This window comes from Pseudomonas allii (assembly GCF_055380095.1).
The window spans coordinates 3,533,226-3,551,705 of record NZ_AP039450.1 but is presented as its reverse complement, the minus strand read 5'-3'; the positions used below and the strand labels follow the sequence as shown (position 1 = coordinate 3,551,705).

Below are 18,480 nucleotides of genomic sequence, written 5' to 3'. Positions count from 1 at the left end.
GAAATCAATTATGTCGAGCCTGACCACTGCGCCTTTGGCGCCCCTGATCGAACGTCTGTATACCCAAGCCAGCGCCGCTACCAGCCCCTTGGTGAACTCGGTATCCAAGGAGGAACGCGATCGACTGATGCACAGCAAGACCGAATACGTGGCGCTGTATTCGCTGCTCAAGGACCTGTGGCTGCCGGTCTCGCGGGACACCGGCAAGCTGCTCTACCTGTTGGCGCGCAGCAGCAAGGCGCGGGCGATTGTGGAGTTTGGCACGTCGTTCGGCCTGTCCACCTTGCACCTGGCCGCTGCGCTGCGTGACAACGGCGGCGGTGTGCTGATCGGCAGCGAATTCGAAGCCTCGAAGATTGCCCTGGCGCGTGAGCACTTCATCGAAGGTGGGGTGAGTGACTTGATCAATATCCGCGAAGGCGACGCACTGGTCACCCTGGCCAGCGACCTGCCGGACAGTGTGGACTTGCTGCTGCTGGACGGCGCCAAGACGCTGTATGGCGACGTGCTGGGCCTGGTGGAAAAGCACCTGCGCCCCGGCGCGCTGGTCGTGGCGGACAACACCGATTACTGCCCTGAATACCTGGCCCACGTACGCGCACCGGAGAACGGCTACGTGTCTGTACCGTTTGCCGATGACATCGAACTGTCCATACGGCTCAGCGCCTGCTGAATGCCAACCGCGCTGCAAACACTATGAAGATCATTCCAGTGGTGCGGTCCATCCGCTGGATGACCTTTTCCCGGCGCAGGAAACCGGACAGCGGCTGCGTGGCACCCATCAACACCAGTGACCACACCAGGCCGAGCAGCACATGGATGCCCACCAGGCCGAACGTCCACAGGATCAACGGCTGGCCCTGGGGGATGAACTGCGGCAGGAACGACACATAGAAAACCCCCACCTTGGGGTTGAGCACATTGCCCAGCATGCCCTTGATAAACCAGTTGCCGGCCGGCTTGCCCTGCACCTCGGCGCTGGCCAGTGAGCGGCGCGGACGCAACAGCATGTTCAAGCCCAGCCAGGCCAGGTACGCGGCACCGCAGTACTTGAGCAGGTTGAAGGCGACTTCCGACACAGCGATCAGTGCGCCCAGACCGAAGGCAACCGCTGCGCCCCACAGCAGGCAGCCGGCGTTGATGCCCAGCGTAGCTTGCAGCGCCTGGCGCTTGCCTTCCACCGTGGCGGTCCTGAGAACCAGTGCCGTGTCGAGGCCGGGTGTGAGGGTCAGCAGGGTGGCGGCGAAGGTGAAGGCGAGGAGGTTATCCGTGATGGACATGGGTGGGCTTCGTGAATGGGGGGAGGTGAGCCTCAGCATACTATGTTGTGGTGAAGGAGATTGTTGTGGCGAGCGGGCTTGTTGTGGTGAGGAGGCTTGTTGTGGCGAGCGGGCTTGCCCCGCGTTGGGCTGCGCAGCAACCCCATCAATGAGCGGCGCGGTGTGCCAGGTACTCCTCAGTGTCTGGTTTTGGGGCTGCTGCGCAGCCCAACGCGGGGCAAGCCCGCTCGCCACAGGTCACCGGATAGCTACAGGACACCGGCTAGCCACAGGACACCGGTCAGCCACAGGATACCGGCCAGCGATAACAAACCCGCTAGCCAGGCATTGAGCAGCCGCTCAGCGATTGAACCGCTCAACCAACGCATATTGGGTGAACGCAGTGTTCGTCAGTTCCTTGCTCAGGTCCGTGGATTGATGGGCCTGGATCGACGTCTGGTCGGCCAGTTCGGCGATGGTGGTGATGTTGCGGCTGATCTCTTCGGCCACCGCGCTCTGTTCCTCGGTGGCGGCGGCGATCTGGGTGGTCATGTCGGTGATGTGGGACACGGCCTCGCTGATGCCCACCAGGGCCTGGTCGGCTTCGAGTACCCACGCCACGCCTTCCTGGGCCTGGCGCTGGCCGTTTTCCATGCTTTGCACGGCGTTGTTGGACGAGGCCTGCAACTGGGTAATCAACCCGTGGATCTGGGTGGTGGACTGCGATGTGCGCTGTGCCAGTTGGCGCACTTCGTCGGCGACCACGGCAAAGCCGCGCCCCTGCTCACCAGCACGCGCGGCCTCGATGGCAGCATTGAGCGCCAGCAGGTTGGTCTGGTCTGCAATCGCCTTGATCACGTCCACTACGCTGCCGATTTCGTCGCTGTCCCGCGCCAGTTGCGCCACGGTCGCGCCGGTTTCGCTGACCACGCTGGACAAACGCTCGATGGCCTCACGGGTGTCCCGCGCCACTTCACGGCCGCGCCCGGTCAGCACATTGGCTTGCTGGGTGGCATCCGCCGTGCGCTGGACGTGGCTGGCGACTTCCTGGGTGGTGGCGGCCATCTGGTTGACGGCGGCCGAGACCTGTTCGGTTTCGACGCGCTGGCGGTCCAGGCCCTTGGAGCTGGCGGTGGCCAACTGATCGGATTGCCCGGCCAGGGCGCTCAATTGTTCGGCGCTGTCCTGCAGACGGGTGAGGCAGGTTTTCAGGCGCGCTGCCTGGCTTTGGAACGCGGTCTCCAAACGTGCCTGCGGGCCGCTGGCGTCGCTGTACATCTGCGCGATCAAGGCGTCCGACGTCGAGGGCTCAACGCCCTGCAACAGGCGCAAGGTGCTGCCTTGGCGCCAGCGTGAGCAGAGCACGCCCACTGGCACCGCGACGGCGACGGCCACGGCAATTGCCAGCGGCGCGTCGAGGAACAGACCGGCGAGGCTGCCGGCCACTGCGGTGGCCACGTAGGGCACGCAACTGATCGCGGCCGGCAGCCAGGCGTCCTGGCGCGGCACGCCCGGCTTACCTTGGCTGATACGTTGATAGAGGGCCTGGGCCCGGCGGATTTCATCAGCCGTGGGCTTGACCCGCACCGACTCGAAACCGACCACCTGGCTGCCATCGAAGATCGGTGTGACGTAGGCGTTGACCCAATAGTGGTCGCCGTTTTTCGAGCGGTTCTTGACGATGCCCATCCACGGTAGGCCCTGCTTGAGCGCACTCCACATGTGCGCAAACACGGCGGGCGGCACATCCGGGTGGCGCACGATGTTCTGCGGCGCGCCGATCAGGTCGGCGCGTTCAAAGCCGCTGATCTCGACAAACGCGTCGTTGCAGTAAGTGATGACACCTTGGACGTCCGTGGCAGAAATGAGTTTTTGCGAAGGCGCGAGGGAAATCTCACGCTGTGTTACGGGCTGGTTATTGCGCATTCCGACTACTCCCTGGTTGCCCTCAGTCCATCGGCGCCAACTGCAAAAAGGTTAATCCACATTGGTCAATTCGCCAGCCACTGGTCAAAAGCCTGAAACTTCCCGATGAAACCCCTCATAATGGCGGCCATTTTTGTTTAGCCGTTATTCTGGTGTGCCCCCATGGAAATCAAGGTCAACTTTCTCGACAACCTCCGGCTTGAAGCCAAGTTCGACGACTTCACGGTGATTGCCGACCAGCCCATCCGCTACAAAGGCGATGGCTCGGCACCGGGGCCATTCGATTATTTCCTGGCGTCGTCGGCGTTGTGCGCGGCGTACTTCGTGAAGTTGTATTGCCAGACGCGCAATATCCCCACCGACAATATTCGCCTGTCGCAGAACAACATCGTCGACCCGGAAAACCGCTATAACCAGATCTTCAAGATCCAGGTCGAGTTGCCGGCGGATATCTCCGAGAAGGACCGCCAGGGCATTTTGCGTTCCATCGAGCGTTGCACCGTAAAAAAAGTGGTGCAGGCCGGGCCTGAATTCGTCATCGAAGAAGTCGAGAACCTCGACGCCGATGCCCAGGCCCTGCTGATGCCGAACTCGACGTCCGAGGGCGGCACCTACATCGCCGGCAAGGACCTGCCGCTGGAACAGACCATCGCCAACATGTCCGGCATCCTCGCAGGCCTTGGCATGAAGATCGAGATCGCGTCGTGGCGCAATATCGTGCCCAACGTCTGGTCGCTGCATATCCGCGATGCGCATTCGCCGATGTGCTTCACCAACGGCAAGGGCGCGACCAAAGAGGGCGCCCTGGCGTCGGCACTGGGCGAGTTCATCGAGCGCCTCAACTGCAACTTCTTCTACAACGATCAGTTCTGGGGCGAGGAACTGGCCAGTGCGCCGTTCGTGCATTACCCGGATGAGCGCTGGTTCCAGCCGGGCCCTGATGACGAACTGCCGAGCGAGATCCTCGACGCCTACTGCCTCAAGGTCTACAACCGCGACGGCGAGTTGCGCGGCTCGCACCTGTTCGACACCAACTCCGGCAATGAACAGCGCGGCATTGTTTCGCTGCCATTCGTGCGCCAGTCGGACGGCGAAGTGGTGTATTTCCCGTCCAACCTGATCGAAAACCTTTACCTCAGCAATGGCATGAGCGCCGGCAACACCCTGGCCGAAGCCCAGGTGCAGTGCCTGTCAGAGATCTTCGAGCGCGCCGTGAAGCGTGAAATCATCGAAGGCGAATTCGCCTTGCCGGACGTTCCGGCCGAGGTACTGGCCAAGTACCCCGGCATCCTCGCCGGCATCCAGGGCCTCGAAGCTCAGGGCTTCCCGGTGTTGGTCAAAGACGCCTCCCTGGGCGGCGAATTCCCGGTGATGTGCGTGACCCTGATGAACCCGCGCACCGGCGGCGTGTTTGCGTCCTTCGGCGCGCACCCAAGCCTGGAAGTGGCACTGGAGCGCAGCCTCACCGAACTGCTGCAAGGCCGCAGCTTTGAAGGCCTGAACGATCTGCCGCAGCCGACCTTCGAAGGCCAGGCGGTGACCGAGCCGAACAACTTCGTGGAGCACTTCATCGACTCCAGTGGCGTGGTGTCATGGCGCTTCTTCAGTGCCCAGTCGGATTACGAATTCGTCGAGTGGGACTTCACCGGCGAAGGTGCAGACTCGAATGCCCAGGAAGCCGCGACCCTGTTCGGCATTCTCGAAGGCATGGGCAAAGAGTCGTACATGGCTGTGTACGAACACCTCGGCGCCACTGCCTGCCGCATCCTCGTGCCGGACTACTCGGAAATCTACCCGGTGGATGACCTGATCTGGGACAACACCAACAAGGCGCTGTTTTTCCGCGAGGACATCCTCAACCTGCATCGCCTCAACGAGGAAGAATTGCAAGCGTTGGTCGAGCGCCTGATCGAAAGCGAACTGGACGACTACACCGATATCACCACCCTGATCGGCATCGAGTTCGACGACAACACCGCCTGGGGCCAATTGACCATCCTGGAACTGAAACTGCTGATCTTCCTGGCCTTGCAGCAATATGAAGAGGCCAAGGAGTGCGTGGAGATGTTCCTGCAATACAACGACAACACTGCCGAGCGGGGCCTGTTCTACCAGGCGATGAATGCGGTGCTGGAGATGGAGCTGGACGACGACCTGGAACTGGCCGACTACGAAGCCAACTTCCGCCGCATGTTTGGCGATGAGCGGATGGATGCGGTGATTGGCTCGGTGAAGGGCGATGTGCGCTTCTATGGCCTGACGCCGACCAGCATGAAGCTGGAAGGGCTGGACCGGCATCTGCGTTTGATCGACAGCTACAAGAAGCTGCATGCGGCGCGGGCCAAGGTCACCTCGGCTTGACACCTATCCCTTTGGTAGCTGGCTTGTTGTTGTGAGCAGGCCTTTGTGGTGAGCGGGCTTGTTGTGGTGAGCGGGCTTGCCCCGCGTTGGGTGGCGAAGCCGCCCCAATAAAAACGCCGCATTCTTTCAGGCAGAATGCGGCGTCTGGTTTTAGGGCTGCTTCGCAGCCCAACGCGGGGCAAGCCCGCTCGCCACAACAAGCCCGCTCGCCACAACGAGCCCACTCGCCGCAACTAGCCCGCCCATCACATAGACCGAGCCAACCTATTCAGATATGTGCCAGGGCTTGAGCCAAATCGGCACGCAGATCCTCCACGTCCTCAACCCCCACCGACAACCGCACCAACCCATTGCCGATCCCCAGCTGCGCCCGCGTCGCCGCCGGAATGCTGGCGTGGGTCATGATCGCCGGGTGTTCGATCAGGCTTTCCACGCCGCCGAGGCTTTCGGCCAGGGCGAAGATCCTGACGCTTTCCAGGAAGCGCCTGGCGCCGGCCAGGTCGCTGTTGAGGTCAATCGAGATCATCCCGCCAAACCCACGCATCTGTTTGCGCGCCAGTTCATGCTGCGGGTGGGACGCGAGGCCTGGGTAATAAACCCGCGCCACTTGCGGCTGTTGTTCCAGCCAGGTGGCCAGGTCGAGGGCGTTGCTGCAATGGCGCTCCATGCGCAGGGCCAGGGTTTTCACGCCGCGCAGGGTGAGGAAGGCGTCGAAAGGCCCGGCGATGGCGCCGACCGAGTTCTGCAAAAAGCCCAGGCGCTCCGCCAGTTCGGGGTTGTCGCCGACGATGGCAATGCCGCCGATCACATCGGAGTGGCCGTTGAGGTATTTGGTGGTGGAGTGCACCACCACATCAAAGCCCAGCTCCAGCGGACGCTGGATCCACGGGCTGGCGAAGGTGTTGTCGGCCACGCAGATGATCCCGCGAGCGCGGCAGATGCGTGCGATGGCGCTGAGGTCGGTGAGGCTCAGCAGCGGGTTGCTTGGGGTTTCGACCCAGACCATGCGCGTGTCGTCCTGCAAGCTCGCTTCAAACGCCGACAGGTCACTCAGCTCGACAAAGCTGAAGCGGTGCCCGGCGCTGCGTTGGCGCACCTTGTCGAACAGGCGGAAGGTGCCGCCGTACAGGTCATTGCCGGAGACGATATGGGCGCCGGCGTCCAACAGCTCCAACACCGTCGAAATCGCCGCCAGCCCGGAGGCAAAGGCAAACGCCTGGCTGCCGCCTTCGAGGTCGGCCACGCAACGCTCCAGGGCAAACCGCGTGGGGTTGTGGGAACGGCCATAGTCGAAGCCTTTGTGCACGCCGGGGCTGTCTTGCAGGTAGGTGGAGTTGGCGTAGATCGGCGGCATCAGCGCGCCAGTGGTCGGGTCGGGAGATTGCCCGGCATGGATCACACGGGTGGCAAACGCAGTTTTATCGGACTGACTCATGCAAGGGATCTCCGTAGGTGGTTGAGCAGGTCGACGCGGGTGATCAGGCCGTGGAAGCCCGATGCGTCGGCGATGATGGCGACCAGGCCACGATCCAGCTCCGCTTGCAATTGCGCAAGGCTGGCGCTGGGGGCCAGGGTTTGCAGGGTGGTGGTCATGGCGCTGGCGACGTTCAGGGTGAAGTGGCTGGCGTTCTGGTGCAGGCCGAGCAGGATGTCGGATTCATCGATTACACCCACCAGTTGCTGGCCGTCCACCAGCACCGGCAACTGTGAGACGTCGGCCAGGCGCATGCGCTGGAACGCGGTGAGCAGGGTGTCGTCGGGGCTCACGCTGATCACGCGGCCGTCTTCGAAGCGCCGCGCAATCAAGTCGCGCAGGTCGCCGTAGTGTTTGTAGTGCAACAGGCCGGCGTCGTTCATCCATTGGTCGTTGTAGACCTTCGACAGGTAACGCGTGCCGGTGTCGCAGACAAAGGTGACCACGCGCTTGGGCGTGGTCTGTTCGCGGCAGTAACGCAGGGCGGCGGCGAGCAGGGTGCCGGTGGACGAGCCGCCGAGAATGCCCTCAGCCTTGAGCAGCTGTCGGGCGTGATCGAAGCTTTCTTCATCGCTGATGGAATAGGCGTGGCGCACGCTGGACAGGTCGGCAATCGACGGGATGAAGTCTTCACCGATGCCTTCTACCGCCCATGAGCCTGGCGTTTCCAGCTGGCCGCTGCGGCTGTACTCGGCCATCACCGAACCCACCGGGTCGGCGAGCACCATTTGCAGTGCCGGTTGCACGCGCTTGAAGAAGCGCGTCAGGCCGGTGAGGGTGCCGGCCGAGCCGACGCCCACCACGATCGCATCCACGTCATGTTGGGTTTGTGCCCAGATCTCCGGCGCGGTGCTGGTTTCGTGGGCCAGGGGGTTGGCCGGGTTGTTGAACTGGTCGGCGAAGAACGAGTCCGGAATGTCCTTGGCCAGGCGTGCGGCCACGTCCTGGTAATACTCGGGGTGGCCTTTGCCCACATCGGAACGGGTGATATGCACCTCGGCGCCCATGGCCTTGAGGTGCAGTACTTTTTCCGTGGACATCTTGTCGGGCACCACCAACACCACCCGGTAGCCCTTGGCCCGGCCGACCAGCGCCAGGCCCAGGCCGGTGTTGCCGGCGGTGGCTTCGATGATGGTGCCACCGGGGCGCAGGCGGCCATCGCGTTCGGCGGCGTCGATCATGGCCAGGCCGATGCGGTCCTTGATCGAGCCACCGGGGTTCTGGGATTCGAGTTTGAGAAACAGCGTGCAAAGGCCGGTATCGAACCGGCTGACCCGAACCAGCGGCGTGTTGCCGATCAGTTCGAGCACGGCGGGGCGGGGCAGCGTGGGCATGTCGTCACCTGAATACGGATGGGTTGGACAGCAAATGGCAAAGCGTGGGTTCGACGATAGGCCGGGATCGGTCCGGTCGCAACCGGACGGTCCGCTGCCTGTCCGTTTTTTGCGCACTAGCCGGGCAGGTTCTGCACCTGCTTCAAGCGCGCGACAACCGCCGCGCTGGCTGCCTGCATCGGTGCGCGCAACTCGCTGCCGATCAGGCCTTGCAGGGCCAGGGCGGCTTTCACCGGTGCCGGGTTAGGCTCCATAAACAGCGTGTTGATCAGCGGCACCAACTGCATGAAGGTCGCCCGCGCTTCGGTCAATTGGTTGTCGCGTATCTGCTGGCACAGTGTCACGAACTGTTCCGTATGGACATGCGCCGAGGCCGCAATCGCGCCGGTCGCGCCCAGGCACAGTGCGTTGAAGAGCTGCAGGTCCTCGCCACACAGCACATCCACTTCACCGCTGGCCAGCAGCGCGAGGGTATTGCCCAGGTTGCCGCCACAGTCCTTGATCGCCACGATGCGTTCGTGGGCGACGATGTTGAGCAAGGTGGCCTGCTCGAACGTAGCGCCGGTGCGGTAGGGAATGTCGTACAGAATGATCGGCACGCTGGAGGCATCGGCCACGGTGCGGAAGAACGCTTCCAGGCCGGCCTGGGACGGGCGGATGTAACTCGGCGCGGGCACCAGCAGACCGGCCACCGGGCGTTGCAGGATGTCACGCTGGAAGCTCAGCAGTTCTATCTGGTTGTTGCCCGCCAGGCCCATCACCACGCGGTGCGCTGGCACCAGCTGCAACACCGCATCCAGCACCGCCAGTTGTTCGGCGCGGCTCAGCGATGCCGCCTCGCCGGTGGTGGTGCACACCATGATCCCGGCCACGTGCTTTTCCAGCAGGTGGCTGACCAGCCGGCGCAGGCCGATAAAGTCGATGGCGCCGTCATGGAACGGCGTGACCACGGGAACCCAGATACCTTGAAACGATGACATGCACTTTCTCCTGATGATTGACCGCTTGAGTCACCGTCAGAAGGGCAGGGGCAATGGTGCAAGGGAGAGTAGACCGTCGCGCTCAATGTCCTGTCAGCTCATCTGACGGGACAGCGCGCCCCGGTCACATGAGCGACTGTTTCTTCGATTTGAGGGCGTGCGCAACGCAACCTTGCGCCTTGGCAATCAAGCCAATGACGGAACGGTTAACGGAAGGCATTGCGGACATAAGCTGACACACCCTGAACAAGGCCTCCATCTTCATGGAATATTGCAGAGTGTGTCAACGGGGCTTATTCGAATTTATCGATACGCGAGTCGGAGTAGAAAAACTCGTTCTTGTCGGTGCTCGATTCAAAGAAGTAGGCGTAGTCGGTCAGGAAGTACAGGTGGTTGACGCGCTTGTACTTGTCGTCGTCAGTGCGGCAGGACAATGCCTTGGCGCTGCCCGTCAGTTTCGCGTTGAGTTCGCTGGCCGGCAGTTCACGCTCGACTTGGCAACGGTTGGTCTGCGTGTTGGTGCTGCTACCGATCAGGCTGTTGAGGCTGGAGCGTGCGGTGGTGTAGGTGACGGTCTCGCCCACCGGCAGGGCCTTCCAGTTACCGGTGAAGCTCAGTTGAGTCAGGGTCGAGCTTTCCGCCATGCCCGAACCGCCGTAGGTGGCTTTCGACACCAGGTGGAACAGGTTGCGCCAGCTCACGGCCTGGCTTTCATAACCGTCGCCACGGGTGGCCAGGGCCAGTTGCCCGCTGGGCGCGTCCTGGCTGATGAACTGCGTGCTTTGGTTATCGCTGGTCTTGCCACGGTAGTTGCTGGTGCCCACGAACTGTACGTACTTGAACGAGCGGGTGGGCTTGTCCAGGTTCAACTGGGCGATGGCCGCCAGCACCGCCGGCTGCACCGAGGTCAGGGCAATGGTGGCCGGCGCTTTCATGCGCGGTTTGAACGCGGGCAGTGCAGCGATCTTTTCCGGGCTGACGCAGACTTTGTTGAACAGCAATTCGTAGTCGGCATTGCTGCCAGCGATGTTCTGCGGCGTGGGGAAGCTGTCGACCCGGCCGTCGCTGACGCGGTTGTTGGCGTCCATGTCGTAACCGGCCAACTGCTTGTAGGTGCCACCTGTGCACGACACCGCAAAGTACTCGCGTTTTTGCGCATATGGGGCGTTGTAGGGCAGGTCGTTGAGTACCGTCGGGTTGTCGAAGGCGGCCCAGAAGCGCGTTTCGCCGTTGACGGTCTTGATACTGTTGGCGTCGATCAGCACCTGGTTGTCGCGCTCGTTGGTCTGTACCAGGCGCCAGTCCGGCTTGGGTGTTTCGGCACAGGCGCGGACGAAGGTCTGGTTGGCGGCCAGGGTGGCACGCAACTGCGGCGACAAGCTGCGGGGCGAACTGTAGCGGCCGGCACTGGCGGGGTAGACCCGTTGCGAACCGTCCAGGTACAGCAAGTGCAGTTGCGGCGAAGAACAGGCGGCCTCGACTTGCAACGTGCGGCGCAGAGCGCCCGGATCGCCGGGCATCAACAGCTCGAAGCTGAGCACGTCGCCTTCGCGCACGATGCTGTTTTCCACCAGGGGCTGGGCGAGGGCTCCGGCGAGCATGGTTTCGACCTGGGTTTTCTGGGTGGCGCAACCAGACAGGGTGGCGATGCCACCGATCAGCAAAAGGGGAGTGATAAAACGCACGAGAGCCTCGTTGAGTCCATTCGGGGATGTCAGGGTGACGGCGGGTGACGCTGGAACTTTAACTGGATGTTGCAGGTGCCAAGCCTAACCAGCAGGATGGCCGCTGTACAGCCGCCGCTGGATATGTACGGGTCGCAATGGTTCCAGCATGGCTCCCGCCAACCGGTAGTCTGTGCAGACATTCCGGGAGAAACGCAATGATCCGACGTGCGTGTTTGGCCGCTCTGCTGAGCCTGTCCGCCTCGACCGCCTTTGGCGCCTCGACCTACGATCACCTGTATGCCTTCGGTGACAGCTATTCCGACAACGGCGCGGGCGAAGCGCTCACCACACAGCTCGCCGCACAGAACATAAAGGACGCCCAGGCGTTGCCTGGGCCGCTGTACTGGAAGGGGCGCTGGAGCAACGGCCCGACCGCCGTCGAGGGCCTGGCCCAGGCTCTGCACACACCGCTGACCGACTACGCGGTGGGCGGCGCCAAAAGTGGCCACGGCAATTACTACGCCTGGATGATGCCTTCCCAGGACACCGGCGTCCTGGGGCAGGTCGCCGAGCACTTGCAGGGTGCCAAGTCCCACAACGCCGACCCTAAGGCGCTGTACTTCATCTTCATCTCGGCCAATGACTTTTTCGAGTGGGCCGACTTCTCCCACACGGAAACCGTTGAGGCACTGAGCGAATCGAGCCTGGCGAATATTCGCAAAGCCACTGAGCAACTGGTGGCCGCAGGTGCCCGGCATGTGATGGTGGTGGGTACCACAGACCTCAGCCATGTGCCTGCGGTGGTGCAGGGCAACCAAGTCGACAATGCGAAGAAATACCAGCAGTTGCTCGCGCAGAAACTCCCGGCCTTGCTGGCGCAGATTGGCTCGGCGAAGGTCAGCTACTTCGACCACCTGGCTTTCAGCGACACACTGCGCGCCAACCCGACAGCCCATGGTTTCACCGACCTCGATACGCCGTGCCAGGCCACGTATCCGGAGGCTGAACCGGTGTGCGCCAACCCCGACGCACATTATTACTGGGACGAATGGCACCCCACCCGCAAGGTCCATGCCCTGGCGGCCAACGCCATGCTGGATGCCCTGCCTTAGCCCGCCGCTATCGCCGCCTCAATCGCGGCAATGTCGATCTTTCTCATGGTCATCATCGCGTCAAAGGCGCGCTTGGCCGTCGCCGGGTCGGGGTGGGTCACTGCATCGGTCAGCACACGTGGGGTGATCTGCCACGACAGCCCCCACTTGTCCTTGCACCAGCCGCAGGCGCTTTCCTGGCCGCCGTTGCCGACGATGGCGTTCCAGTAACGGTCGGTTTCGGCCTGGTCATCGGTGGCCACCTGGAACGAAAACGCCTCGGTATGGGGAAAGATCGGCCCGCCGTTGAGGCCGATGCAGCGGATGCCCAGCACGGTGAAATCCACGGTCAACACGTCGCCCTGTTTGCCCGACGGATAATCGCCGGGCGCCAGGTGCACGGCATTCACCCGGCTGTCCGGAAAGGTCATGGCATAAAAGGTCGCGGCCTCCAGGGCGGTGCCGTTGTACCAGAGGCACAGCGTGTTTTTGTGGTTCATGATCGGTCTCCACGTGAGAATGGGTCTGTGGAGTCTAGCCGCCCAGTTGTTGCGCGATGGCCGCTTTGTCGATCACCGACCAGACGTGGGCGAATGTGCCGTCGACCAGCTCATAGAACACATTTTCGTCGAACCTCACCTGGCGTCCATTGATCGGCAACCCGAAGAACTCGCCCCTGGGCGTGACCTTGAAGTTCAGGCGACTGGCTACGGTCGGCGGGTCGGCCACCAGCAGATGGATGCGGAACGCCAGGTCCGGTATCTCGCGAAAATCCCGCTCCAGCATGGCGCGGTAGCCGGCGAGGCCGACGACTTCGCCGTTGTAGGTCACGTCCGGATGCACGAAGTCACCCAAGTGCTCCCAATCCTGACGGTTCAGGCAGTCGATATAGCCTTGGTAAAAGGCAGCGAGTTCGTCGCGGGTCATCGTTCAGGCCCTGCGCGCCATCAACAACACCGTCGCCGCCGCCGACAACAACCCGGCGCAGCAGCGGTTGAAGATCCGCTTGCCTCGTGGTTCGGCAAACCAGCGGCGCATATGCAGGCCCATATAGGCGTAGGCGCTGATGGCAATCCACTCCAACACCAGGAACATCGCGCCGAGCAGGGTAAACTGTGGGGTGATCGGTTCACCGGGCACTACGAACTGCGGGAGGAAGGCGGTGAAGATCAAGATTGCCTTCGGATTACCCGCTGCCACCAAAAACTCCTGCCGCGCCAACGCCCACAATCCCACCTTGGCCGTCGCGGACTCAGCCTCCGCTTCCGGATTGGCCCGCCACAACTGAAACGCCAGATAAAACAGATACGCCGCCCCCAGAATCTTGATCCCATAGAACAACAGCTCCGACGTTTGCAGCACCACTGCCAAACCCGCAGAGGCGAGGGCGATCATGCCGGCGAAGGCCAGCAAGCGGCCAATGCCCGCCAGGCACGAAATGCGGTAGCCGTAGCGGGTGGAGTTGCTCACGGACAGCAGGTTGTTCGGGCCTGGCGCCATGTTCAGGGCGAAGCAGGCGGGGAGGAAAAGGGCGAGGGTGGCGAGGTCCATGGCGGCTCCGGGTTTGCGGCGGACGGGGTGGTGTGAGGATAAGGGGAGTGGAAGTCGTTGGACAGCCTCAGCCGTTCATGTTTTGAGCTATCGCGGCGTTTGCGACTTCAGCGGCCATCTGTTCAGCACCTCGCATCCCATCAATACGTAAAACCGGTACCGTCTGCTGTGACAGCCATGATTCGTGCCACGCCCGGTTGCGCCCTGAGAAATTCGGGTCGTCGTAGTGCGAAGCCCATTCCCGGAAGGCCACGTGTATCGCGTGCATATCACCACCGGGTGCAATCCGATCGCCAAAGCGGGCCTTTTCGCGGGCCACCAGCCGCTCGAGGCGAACGGGCGTGGGTGTGACCACAAACACAATCAAGTCAGCATCGGCGATCAACGCATCGCCCCAGATCATGCACGAACCACTCAGCAGCCAGTCGTCGTCACCGAGTGCTTGTTGCATCAGGCAAACGCGGTCGCCGGGAGGTCGCTTGGTTGTAAAAGGAGGGTTTGTGGGCATCCAGTAAAAGTCATCGACGTCGACGTGGCGTATACCGAGCCGTGTGGCGAGGTTGCGACCCAGCGTGGTGACGCCCGCGCACGATGCACCTGTGATGTAGAGCCGCATTTTTCCTCCATGAACACAAGCCGGGTCCCAGGTCAGGGATATTTCCGATAAGCAGGACGACTCTGTCGTCCTGCCCAGGCATTTCAGGGCAAAGGTTTCGGGGTGACGGTGTACCAACCCGACGGGGTTTTGGCACACACCTGCGGCCTGAGCGGTGTTTCAACGGTGTTGTTGCCCTGAACAGAGAGTTGGCGAACGGCAATCACGCAACCGGCCTTGAACGTGCTGATTTTGACCATCTGAAATTCCATTTCATAGTCTTTGCCGGGTTCGGGAATGAGTGTGACAGGCGCGGGAAAGCAGGACATTTGCGAACCGCCCATGGCGAACCCTGCAATAAAGGGTTTACCCGCTGGAATGACATACTCGTCAAACACTTTGGGCGATTGGTTGATGGCTTTGCTCGCCTTGCTGGCAGGCATACCAATCACGCTGTTCTGGCTGTCGGTGGCCCTGAACGGGTAGAGCCCCGCCGAGTCGATATGGGCTTTTTGCCACCCGGCTTCTTCGGGTGTTTGGGTCAGCAGGGATTTGTTGTAAAACATCTCGCACGTCTGGCCGCTGAGGAAACCCGCGTTGGTGGTGTCACCCGTAATAAAGCGGATTCGGGCCGAGCTGGCCGGGTCGTATTGGCTGATTTGGGCTTCGTTGCGAACGTCGGTTTTAGTGGTGGCGCAGCCGATAAGCGTCAAGCTGAACGCCAGGGGAAAGAGAAAACGCATGGGTAACCTTCATATCCTGTGAGGGTAGGGCTTGAGGGAGAGCGATTGATGCCTTCGCCTGAGCGTCGGGTCGAGGCCTATTGATCGGCGTTCCAAACCGCCAGTTCATAGCCATCCGGATCGGTGAAGTGGAACCTGCGTCCACCAGGGAACGAAAATGTCTCGCGGGTGATGACAGCCCCCAGGGCTTTAAGCCGCTGCTGCGTGGCATCGAGGTCATTGGCATACAAAATGACCAGAGGCCCACCCGGCCGAACCGGCTCCCCCGTGGTGAACCCGCCTGTCAGGCGCCCATCGCTGAACTCCGTGTAGGTGGGGCCGTAATCGACAAACGTCCAGCCGAACGCGCCGCCGTAGAAGGCTTTGCTGCGGGCAATATCGCTGACGTTGAATTCGATGTTGTCGATTTGCCGGTCTTTACCTTGAGTGCTCATGCTTGCCTTCCTGGCTGATCTTTTCGAGCAGCGAGTGTAGCGTGAACGTCCGCCTGCATGAAGACGGGAATCATGCCTATGATGCACCCGACTACAGAACTGACCGGAGTGGACAGCGTGCTGAAGATTGGAATCCTGGGCGTCGGTGAGCTGACGGAAAAGGTGGTGATCGGCCTGCGGCGCAGCGGGTTTGGCGGGCGGGTGCTGCTGTCTCCGCGTAACCACCAACGTGCGCAGCAACTCGCTGAACAGTGGGACTGTGAGGTGATGGCTGACAATCAACAGGTGGTCGATGGGGCGGACTTGTTGGTCCTGGGCGTGCGCCCGGAGGTGGTCGATCAGCTTTCGAATGAAGTGCAGCTCAGACCTGAGCAATCGCTGGTGTCGTTGGTGGCAGGATTGAAGCTGGCCGAGTTGCAGCGCTGCTTCCCGCAAGCGCGTGTGGTGCGCGCCATGCTGTCCTATGCCGCGCAGATCAACCAGACGACCGTGGTGGTCACGCCCGGTGGCGAAACCCATGCAACGCTGTTGGGCGCGCTTGGTTCATTGGTTGTATTGGACGAGGAAGAGGCGTTCGAACTGGCCACTGTCGCGGCCTGTATGAACGGCTGGTTCTATTTCTTCCTGAGTGATCTTCAGCAGTGGTTTACCGACAAAGGCCTGTCCAATGACCAGGCCGCCCAACTGGTGATGGGCAACCTGCAAGACTGTCTGGCCAGCGCCCGCCACCAGCCATCCGCGAGTCTGGAAGCCTTGGGTAGCGCGATTGCGACACCGGGCACCTTTACGGCGGCTGGGTTGGCAGTGTTGAGAAACAAAGACGCGACGCAGGCATGGCGCGAGGCGGCTGACGAGGTGCTTGAGCGGCTGCACAAGCCTGCGCGTTTATAGCCGGTGATGCTCCAGCAAAAAGTCCACAAACACGCGGATCCTCGCCGGCATGCTCGCGCCGCCGACAAACACCACGTGGATCGGCTCCCGGTCGCCGGGGTTCCAGGATTCCAGCAGGCGCACCAGATCACCGCGTTGCAGGTCTTGTGCAACCGTGAACTCGCCGATACGTGCAATACCGGCGCCTAATCGCGCCAGTTGAGCGAGGGCTTCGCCACTGCTGCATTCGATATTGCCGTTTATCTTCAACGAAAACTCCCTACCGTCACGGGCGAAAGGCCAGTCGGATTGGGCGCGGCGGAAGTTGAAGCGCAGGCAGTTGTGGCGCAGCAAGTCGTTGGGTTCCAGAGGCGTACCGTGTTGCGCAAGGTACTCCGGCGATGCCACCAGGACCTGGCCAGTGTCGCCGATGCGCCGGGCGGTCAGCGGGCTGTCTGGCAGGTCGCCAAAGCGGATCGCCACGTCAGCCTGGCCGCCGAGGATGTCGGCCACTTCGTCGCCCAAGGTCAGGTCCACCACAATGTTTGGGTAGCGGGCGCTGAACGCCGCCACCAACGGCACGATGGCCATGCGGCCGTGGCCCAGGGCCGCACTGACCCGCAGTCGGCCTTTGGGCGCGCCCTGGTCGGCGATGGCTTCTTCGACTTCCGCCATGTCGGCCAGGATGCGCCGGGCGCCGCGCAGGTACGCCTCGCCTTCGGCTGTGAAGGCGAGGGCGCGGGTCGTGCGAATCAACAGGCGGGTGCCCAGGCGTTGTTCGGTGCGTGCGATGACGCGGCTGACGGCCGAGGGCGTCAAGCGTAATGCCCGCGCTGCTGCCGACAGGCTGCCTTCCTGCGCCACCATCGCGAATACCGCCATTTCACCCGACCTGCCGTTGAAATCCATTTGTGCCTCGCGCGCAAAAGTGATTGCCAATTAAACGGTCTAGTGCCGTTAAAGCGTTGATCGTAGCATTTGCGGCATAAATGAGGAGTCTTCCATGCGTATCAATCCACCCCTTGTAGCCCTGGCTGTCGGTGCCTTTGGCATTGGCGTCACTGAGTTCGCGCCCATGGGCATGTTGCCCACCATCGCCAATGACCTTGGCGTTTCGATTCCCACTGCGGGGCTGTTGGTCAGCGCCTACGCCCTGGGGGTATTGCTCGGTGCGCCACTGATGATCCTGACCACTGGCAAGATTCCCCGTCGTCACTTGCTGGTCGGGCTTATGGCCATTTTCACCCTGGGTAACGTGATGTCGGCGCTTGCAACCGGCTATTACGACCTGTTGATTGCCCGCGTCATCACTTCGCTCAACCACGGCGCGTTTTTTGGTGTCGGTTCCATCGTCGCGGCCAGTGTGGTCGCGCCGGACAAGCGCGCCGGAGCGGTCGCCGCGATGTTTATGGGCCTGACCCTGGCGACCATTGGTGGCGTACCACTGGCGACCTGGTTGGGTGAACTGCTTGGCTGGCGTACGGCGTTCTGGGGCATTGGCGGACTGGGCCTGGTGACCATGGTCGCGCTGTGGTTCGCGCTGCCTGACCTGCCGCTGCCGAAAAGCGACGGCGTGCTGGCCGAAATCAAGGTGCTGGGACGCGGTTCGGTATTGGCGGCACTGGCCCTGACCGTGGTGGGTTCCGGTGCCATGTTCACCGTGTTTACCTACATCGCGCCGATCCTGAGCAACCAGACCCATGCGTCTACCCCCTTTATCACGGCCATGCTGGTGCTGTTCGGCGTCGGGTTGACCCTGGGCAATATATGGGGTGGCAAGGCGGCGGATCGCTCGATCGACCGGACCCTGATCGTCTCGCTGAGCGCACTGATTCTGGTCCTGCTGGCCTTTGCATTCCTGATGCGTTGGCCGATACCGGCGGCGGTGAGCATCCTCATCTGGGGGATCGCCAGCTTCGCCGTCGTGCCGCCGTTGCAGATGCGTGTGATGGAAGCGGCCAAAGATGCGCCGAACCTGGCCTCGGCCGTGAACATCGGCGCCTTCAACTTCGGCAACGCGATTGGCGCAGCAGTGGGGGGCGCAGTGATCAACGCAGGGCTGGGCTACCCGGCGATTTCCCTGGCCGGCGCGGCGATGGCGGGCTTGGGGTTGCTGATGGTCGTGACGTTTGCCTGGGGTTCTAGAGCGCGCATGGCTGCGGCGGTTTAGCCGATGCGCACCACAGGGTTCGCTG

The 18,480-nt window shown here is 62.2% G+C and carries 18 protein-coding genes and 1 pseudogene; 5 read left to right on the top strand and 14 right to left on the bottom strand.

Features of this window, described 5'->3' with window-relative positions:
* The first annotated feature begins 10 nt into the window (after positions 1-10).
* Positions 11-673: an O-methyltransferase gene (locus ACZ445_RS15905; RefSeq protein ID WP_464703701.1), complete on the top strand. Its 663-nt coding sequence runs from the start codon at positions 11-13 to the stop codon at positions 671-673.
* Here the strand turns inward: ACZ445_RS15905 and ACZ445_RS15900 are convergent.
* The 3 genes and pseudogenes from ACZ445_RS15900 to ACZ445_RS15890 form a co-directional block, all read right to left on the bottom strand.
* Positions 660-1,280: a LysE family translocator gene (locus ACZ445_RS15900; protein WP_464703700.1), complete on the bottom strand. Its 621-nt coding sequence runs from the start codon at positions 1,278-1,280 to the stop codon at positions 660-662. The two genes, ACZ445_RS15905 and ACZ445_RS15900, sit on opposite strands and share 14 nt — an antisense overlap.
* Before the next feature lie 339 nt (positions 1,281-1,619).
* A complete protein-coding gene (locus ACZ445_RS15895) occupies positions 1,620-2,654 on the bottom strand; it encodes a methyl-accepting chemotaxis protein (RefSeq protein WP_464708619.1) in 1,035 nt (344 codons plus the stop codon).
* Between the two features lie 258 nt (positions 2,655-2,912).
* Positions 2,913-3,185 (bottom strand): annotated as a pseudogene (locus ACZ445_RS15890) (PAS domain-containing protein); the annotation flags it as partial.
* A 162-nt stretch (positions 3,186-3,347) separates the two neighbouring features.
* On the opposite strand from ACZ445_RS15890, the gene ACZ445_RS15885 reads away from it, so the two are divergent.
* Entirely contained in the window at positions 3,348-5,546 is a 2,199-nt protein-coding gene (locus ACZ445_RS15885) for an OsmC domain/YcaO domain-containing protein (protein WP_058427544.1), read from the top strand.
* A 268-nt stretch (positions 5,547-5,814) separates the two neighbouring features.
* Here the strand turns inward: ACZ445_RS15885 and ACZ445_RS15880 are convergent, their stop codons facing one another.
* The 4 genes from ACZ445_RS15880 to ACZ445_RS15865 form a co-directional block, all read right to left on the bottom strand.
* Complete coding sequence (locus ACZ445_RS15880) at positions 5,815-6,981, bottom strand: cystathionine gamma-synthase (protein ID WP_464707253.1); 1,167 nt, start codon at positions 6,979-6,981, stop codon at positions 5,815-5,817.
* Entirely contained in the window at positions 6,978-8,354 is a 1,377-nt protein-coding gene (locus tag ACZ445_RS15875; protein WP_464707252.1) for a pyridoxal-phosphate dependent enzyme, read from the bottom strand. Before ACZ445_RS15875 ends, ACZ445_RS15880 begins: the two co-directional genes overlap by 4 nt.
* 116 nt (positions 8,355-8,470) lie before the next feature.
* The gene (dapA, locus tag ACZ445_RS15870) at positions 8,471-9,334 is read right to left on the bottom strand and encodes a 4-hydroxy-tetrahydrodipicolinate synthase (RefSeq protein WP_464707251.1); all 864 of its coding nucleotides are present in this window, start codon (positions 9,332-9,334) and stop codon (positions 8,471-8,473) included.
* A gap of 293 nt (positions 9,335-9,627) precedes the next feature.
* Positions 9,628-11,019, bottom strand: a complete 1,392-nt coding sequence (locus tag ACZ445_RS15865) for a hypothetical protein (protein WP_464707250.1) — start codon at positions 11,017-11,019, stop codon at positions 9,628-9,630.
* A 197-nt stretch (positions 11,020-11,216) separates the two neighbouring features.
* Here ACZ445_RS15865 and ACZ445_RS15860 point away from each other — a divergent pair, with 197 nt between their 5' ends.
* Positions 11,217-12,113 carry an SGNH/GDSL hydrolase family protein gene (locus tag ACZ445_RS15860; RefSeq protein ID WP_464707249.1) on the top strand — a complete coding sequence of 299 codons (897 nt, stop codon included), beginning with the start codon at positions 11,217-11,219 and terminating at the stop codon, positions 12,111-12,113.
* Here the strand turns inward: ACZ445_RS15860 and ACZ445_RS15855 are convergent.
* The 6 genes from ACZ445_RS15855 to ACZ445_RS15830 all read right to left on the bottom strand — a co-directional run bounded on the left by ACZ445_RS15855 (position 12,110) and on the right by ACZ445_RS15830 (position 15,415).
* Positions 12,110-12,592 carry a VOC family protein gene (locus ACZ445_RS15855; protein ID WP_179029505.1) on the bottom strand — a complete coding sequence of 161 codons (483 nt, stop codon included), beginning with the start codon at positions 12,590-12,592 and terminating at the stop codon, positions 12,110-12,112. The genes ACZ445_RS15860 and ACZ445_RS15855 overlap by 4 nt on opposite strands.
* A 34-nt stretch (positions 12,593-12,626) precedes the next feature.
* Positions 12,627-13,019, bottom strand: coding sequence for an ester cyclase (locus ACZ445_RS15850; RefSeq protein WP_179029506.1), 393 nt, complete (start codon positions 13,017-13,019; stop codon positions 12,627-12,629).
* Between the two features lie 3 nt (positions 13,020-13,022).
* Positions 13,023-13,643: a LysE family translocator gene (locus ACZ445_RS15845; protein WP_464707248.1), complete on the bottom strand. Its 621-nt coding sequence runs from the start codon at positions 13,641-13,643 to the stop codon at positions 13,023-13,025.
* A 67-nt stretch (positions 13,644-13,710) separates the two neighbouring features.
* Positions 13,711-14,259, bottom strand: a complete 549-nt coding sequence (locus tag ACZ445_RS15840) for a P-loop NTPase family protein (RefSeq protein ID WP_464707247.1) — start codon at positions 14,257-14,259, stop codon at positions 13,711-13,713.
* An 83-nt stretch (positions 14,260-14,342) separates the two neighbouring features.
* Positions 14,343-14,981, bottom strand: coding sequence for a hypothetical protein (locus ACZ445_RS15835; protein WP_310862996.1), 639 nt, complete (start codon positions 14,979-14,981; stop codon positions 14,343-14,345).
* Between the two features lie 77 nt (positions 14,982-15,058).
* Entirely contained in the window at positions 15,059-15,415 is a 357-nt protein-coding gene (locus ACZ445_RS15830; protein ID WP_058426193.1) for a VOC family protein, read from the bottom strand.
* Between the two features lie 78 nt (positions 15,416-15,493).
* On the opposite strand from ACZ445_RS15830, the gene ACZ445_RS15825 reads away from it, so the two are divergent.
* Entirely contained in the window at positions 15,494-16,306 is an 813-nt protein-coding gene (locus ACZ445_RS15825) for an NAD(P)-binding domain-containing protein (protein ID WP_464708618.1), read from the top strand.
* On the opposite strand, the gene ACZ445_RS15820 is transcribed toward ACZ445_RS15825, so the two are convergent.
* Positions 16,301-17,194 (bottom strand): LysR family transcriptional regulator, encoded by an 894-nt coding sequence (locus ACZ445_RS15820; protein ID WP_464707246.1) that lies wholly within the window; start codon positions 17,192-17,194, stop codon positions 16,301-16,303. The genes ACZ445_RS15825 and ACZ445_RS15820 overlap by 6 nt on opposite strands.
* Positions 17,195-17,288: 94 nt before the next feature.
* Here ACZ445_RS15820 and ACZ445_RS15815 point away from each other — a divergent pair, with 94 nt between their 5' ends.
* Positions 17,289-18,455: an MFS transporter gene (locus ACZ445_RS15815; protein ID WP_058426191.1), complete on the top strand. Its 1,167-nt coding sequence runs from the start codon at positions 17,289-17,291 to the stop codon at positions 18,453-18,455.
* Positions 18,456-18,480 lie beyond the last annotated feature (25 nt).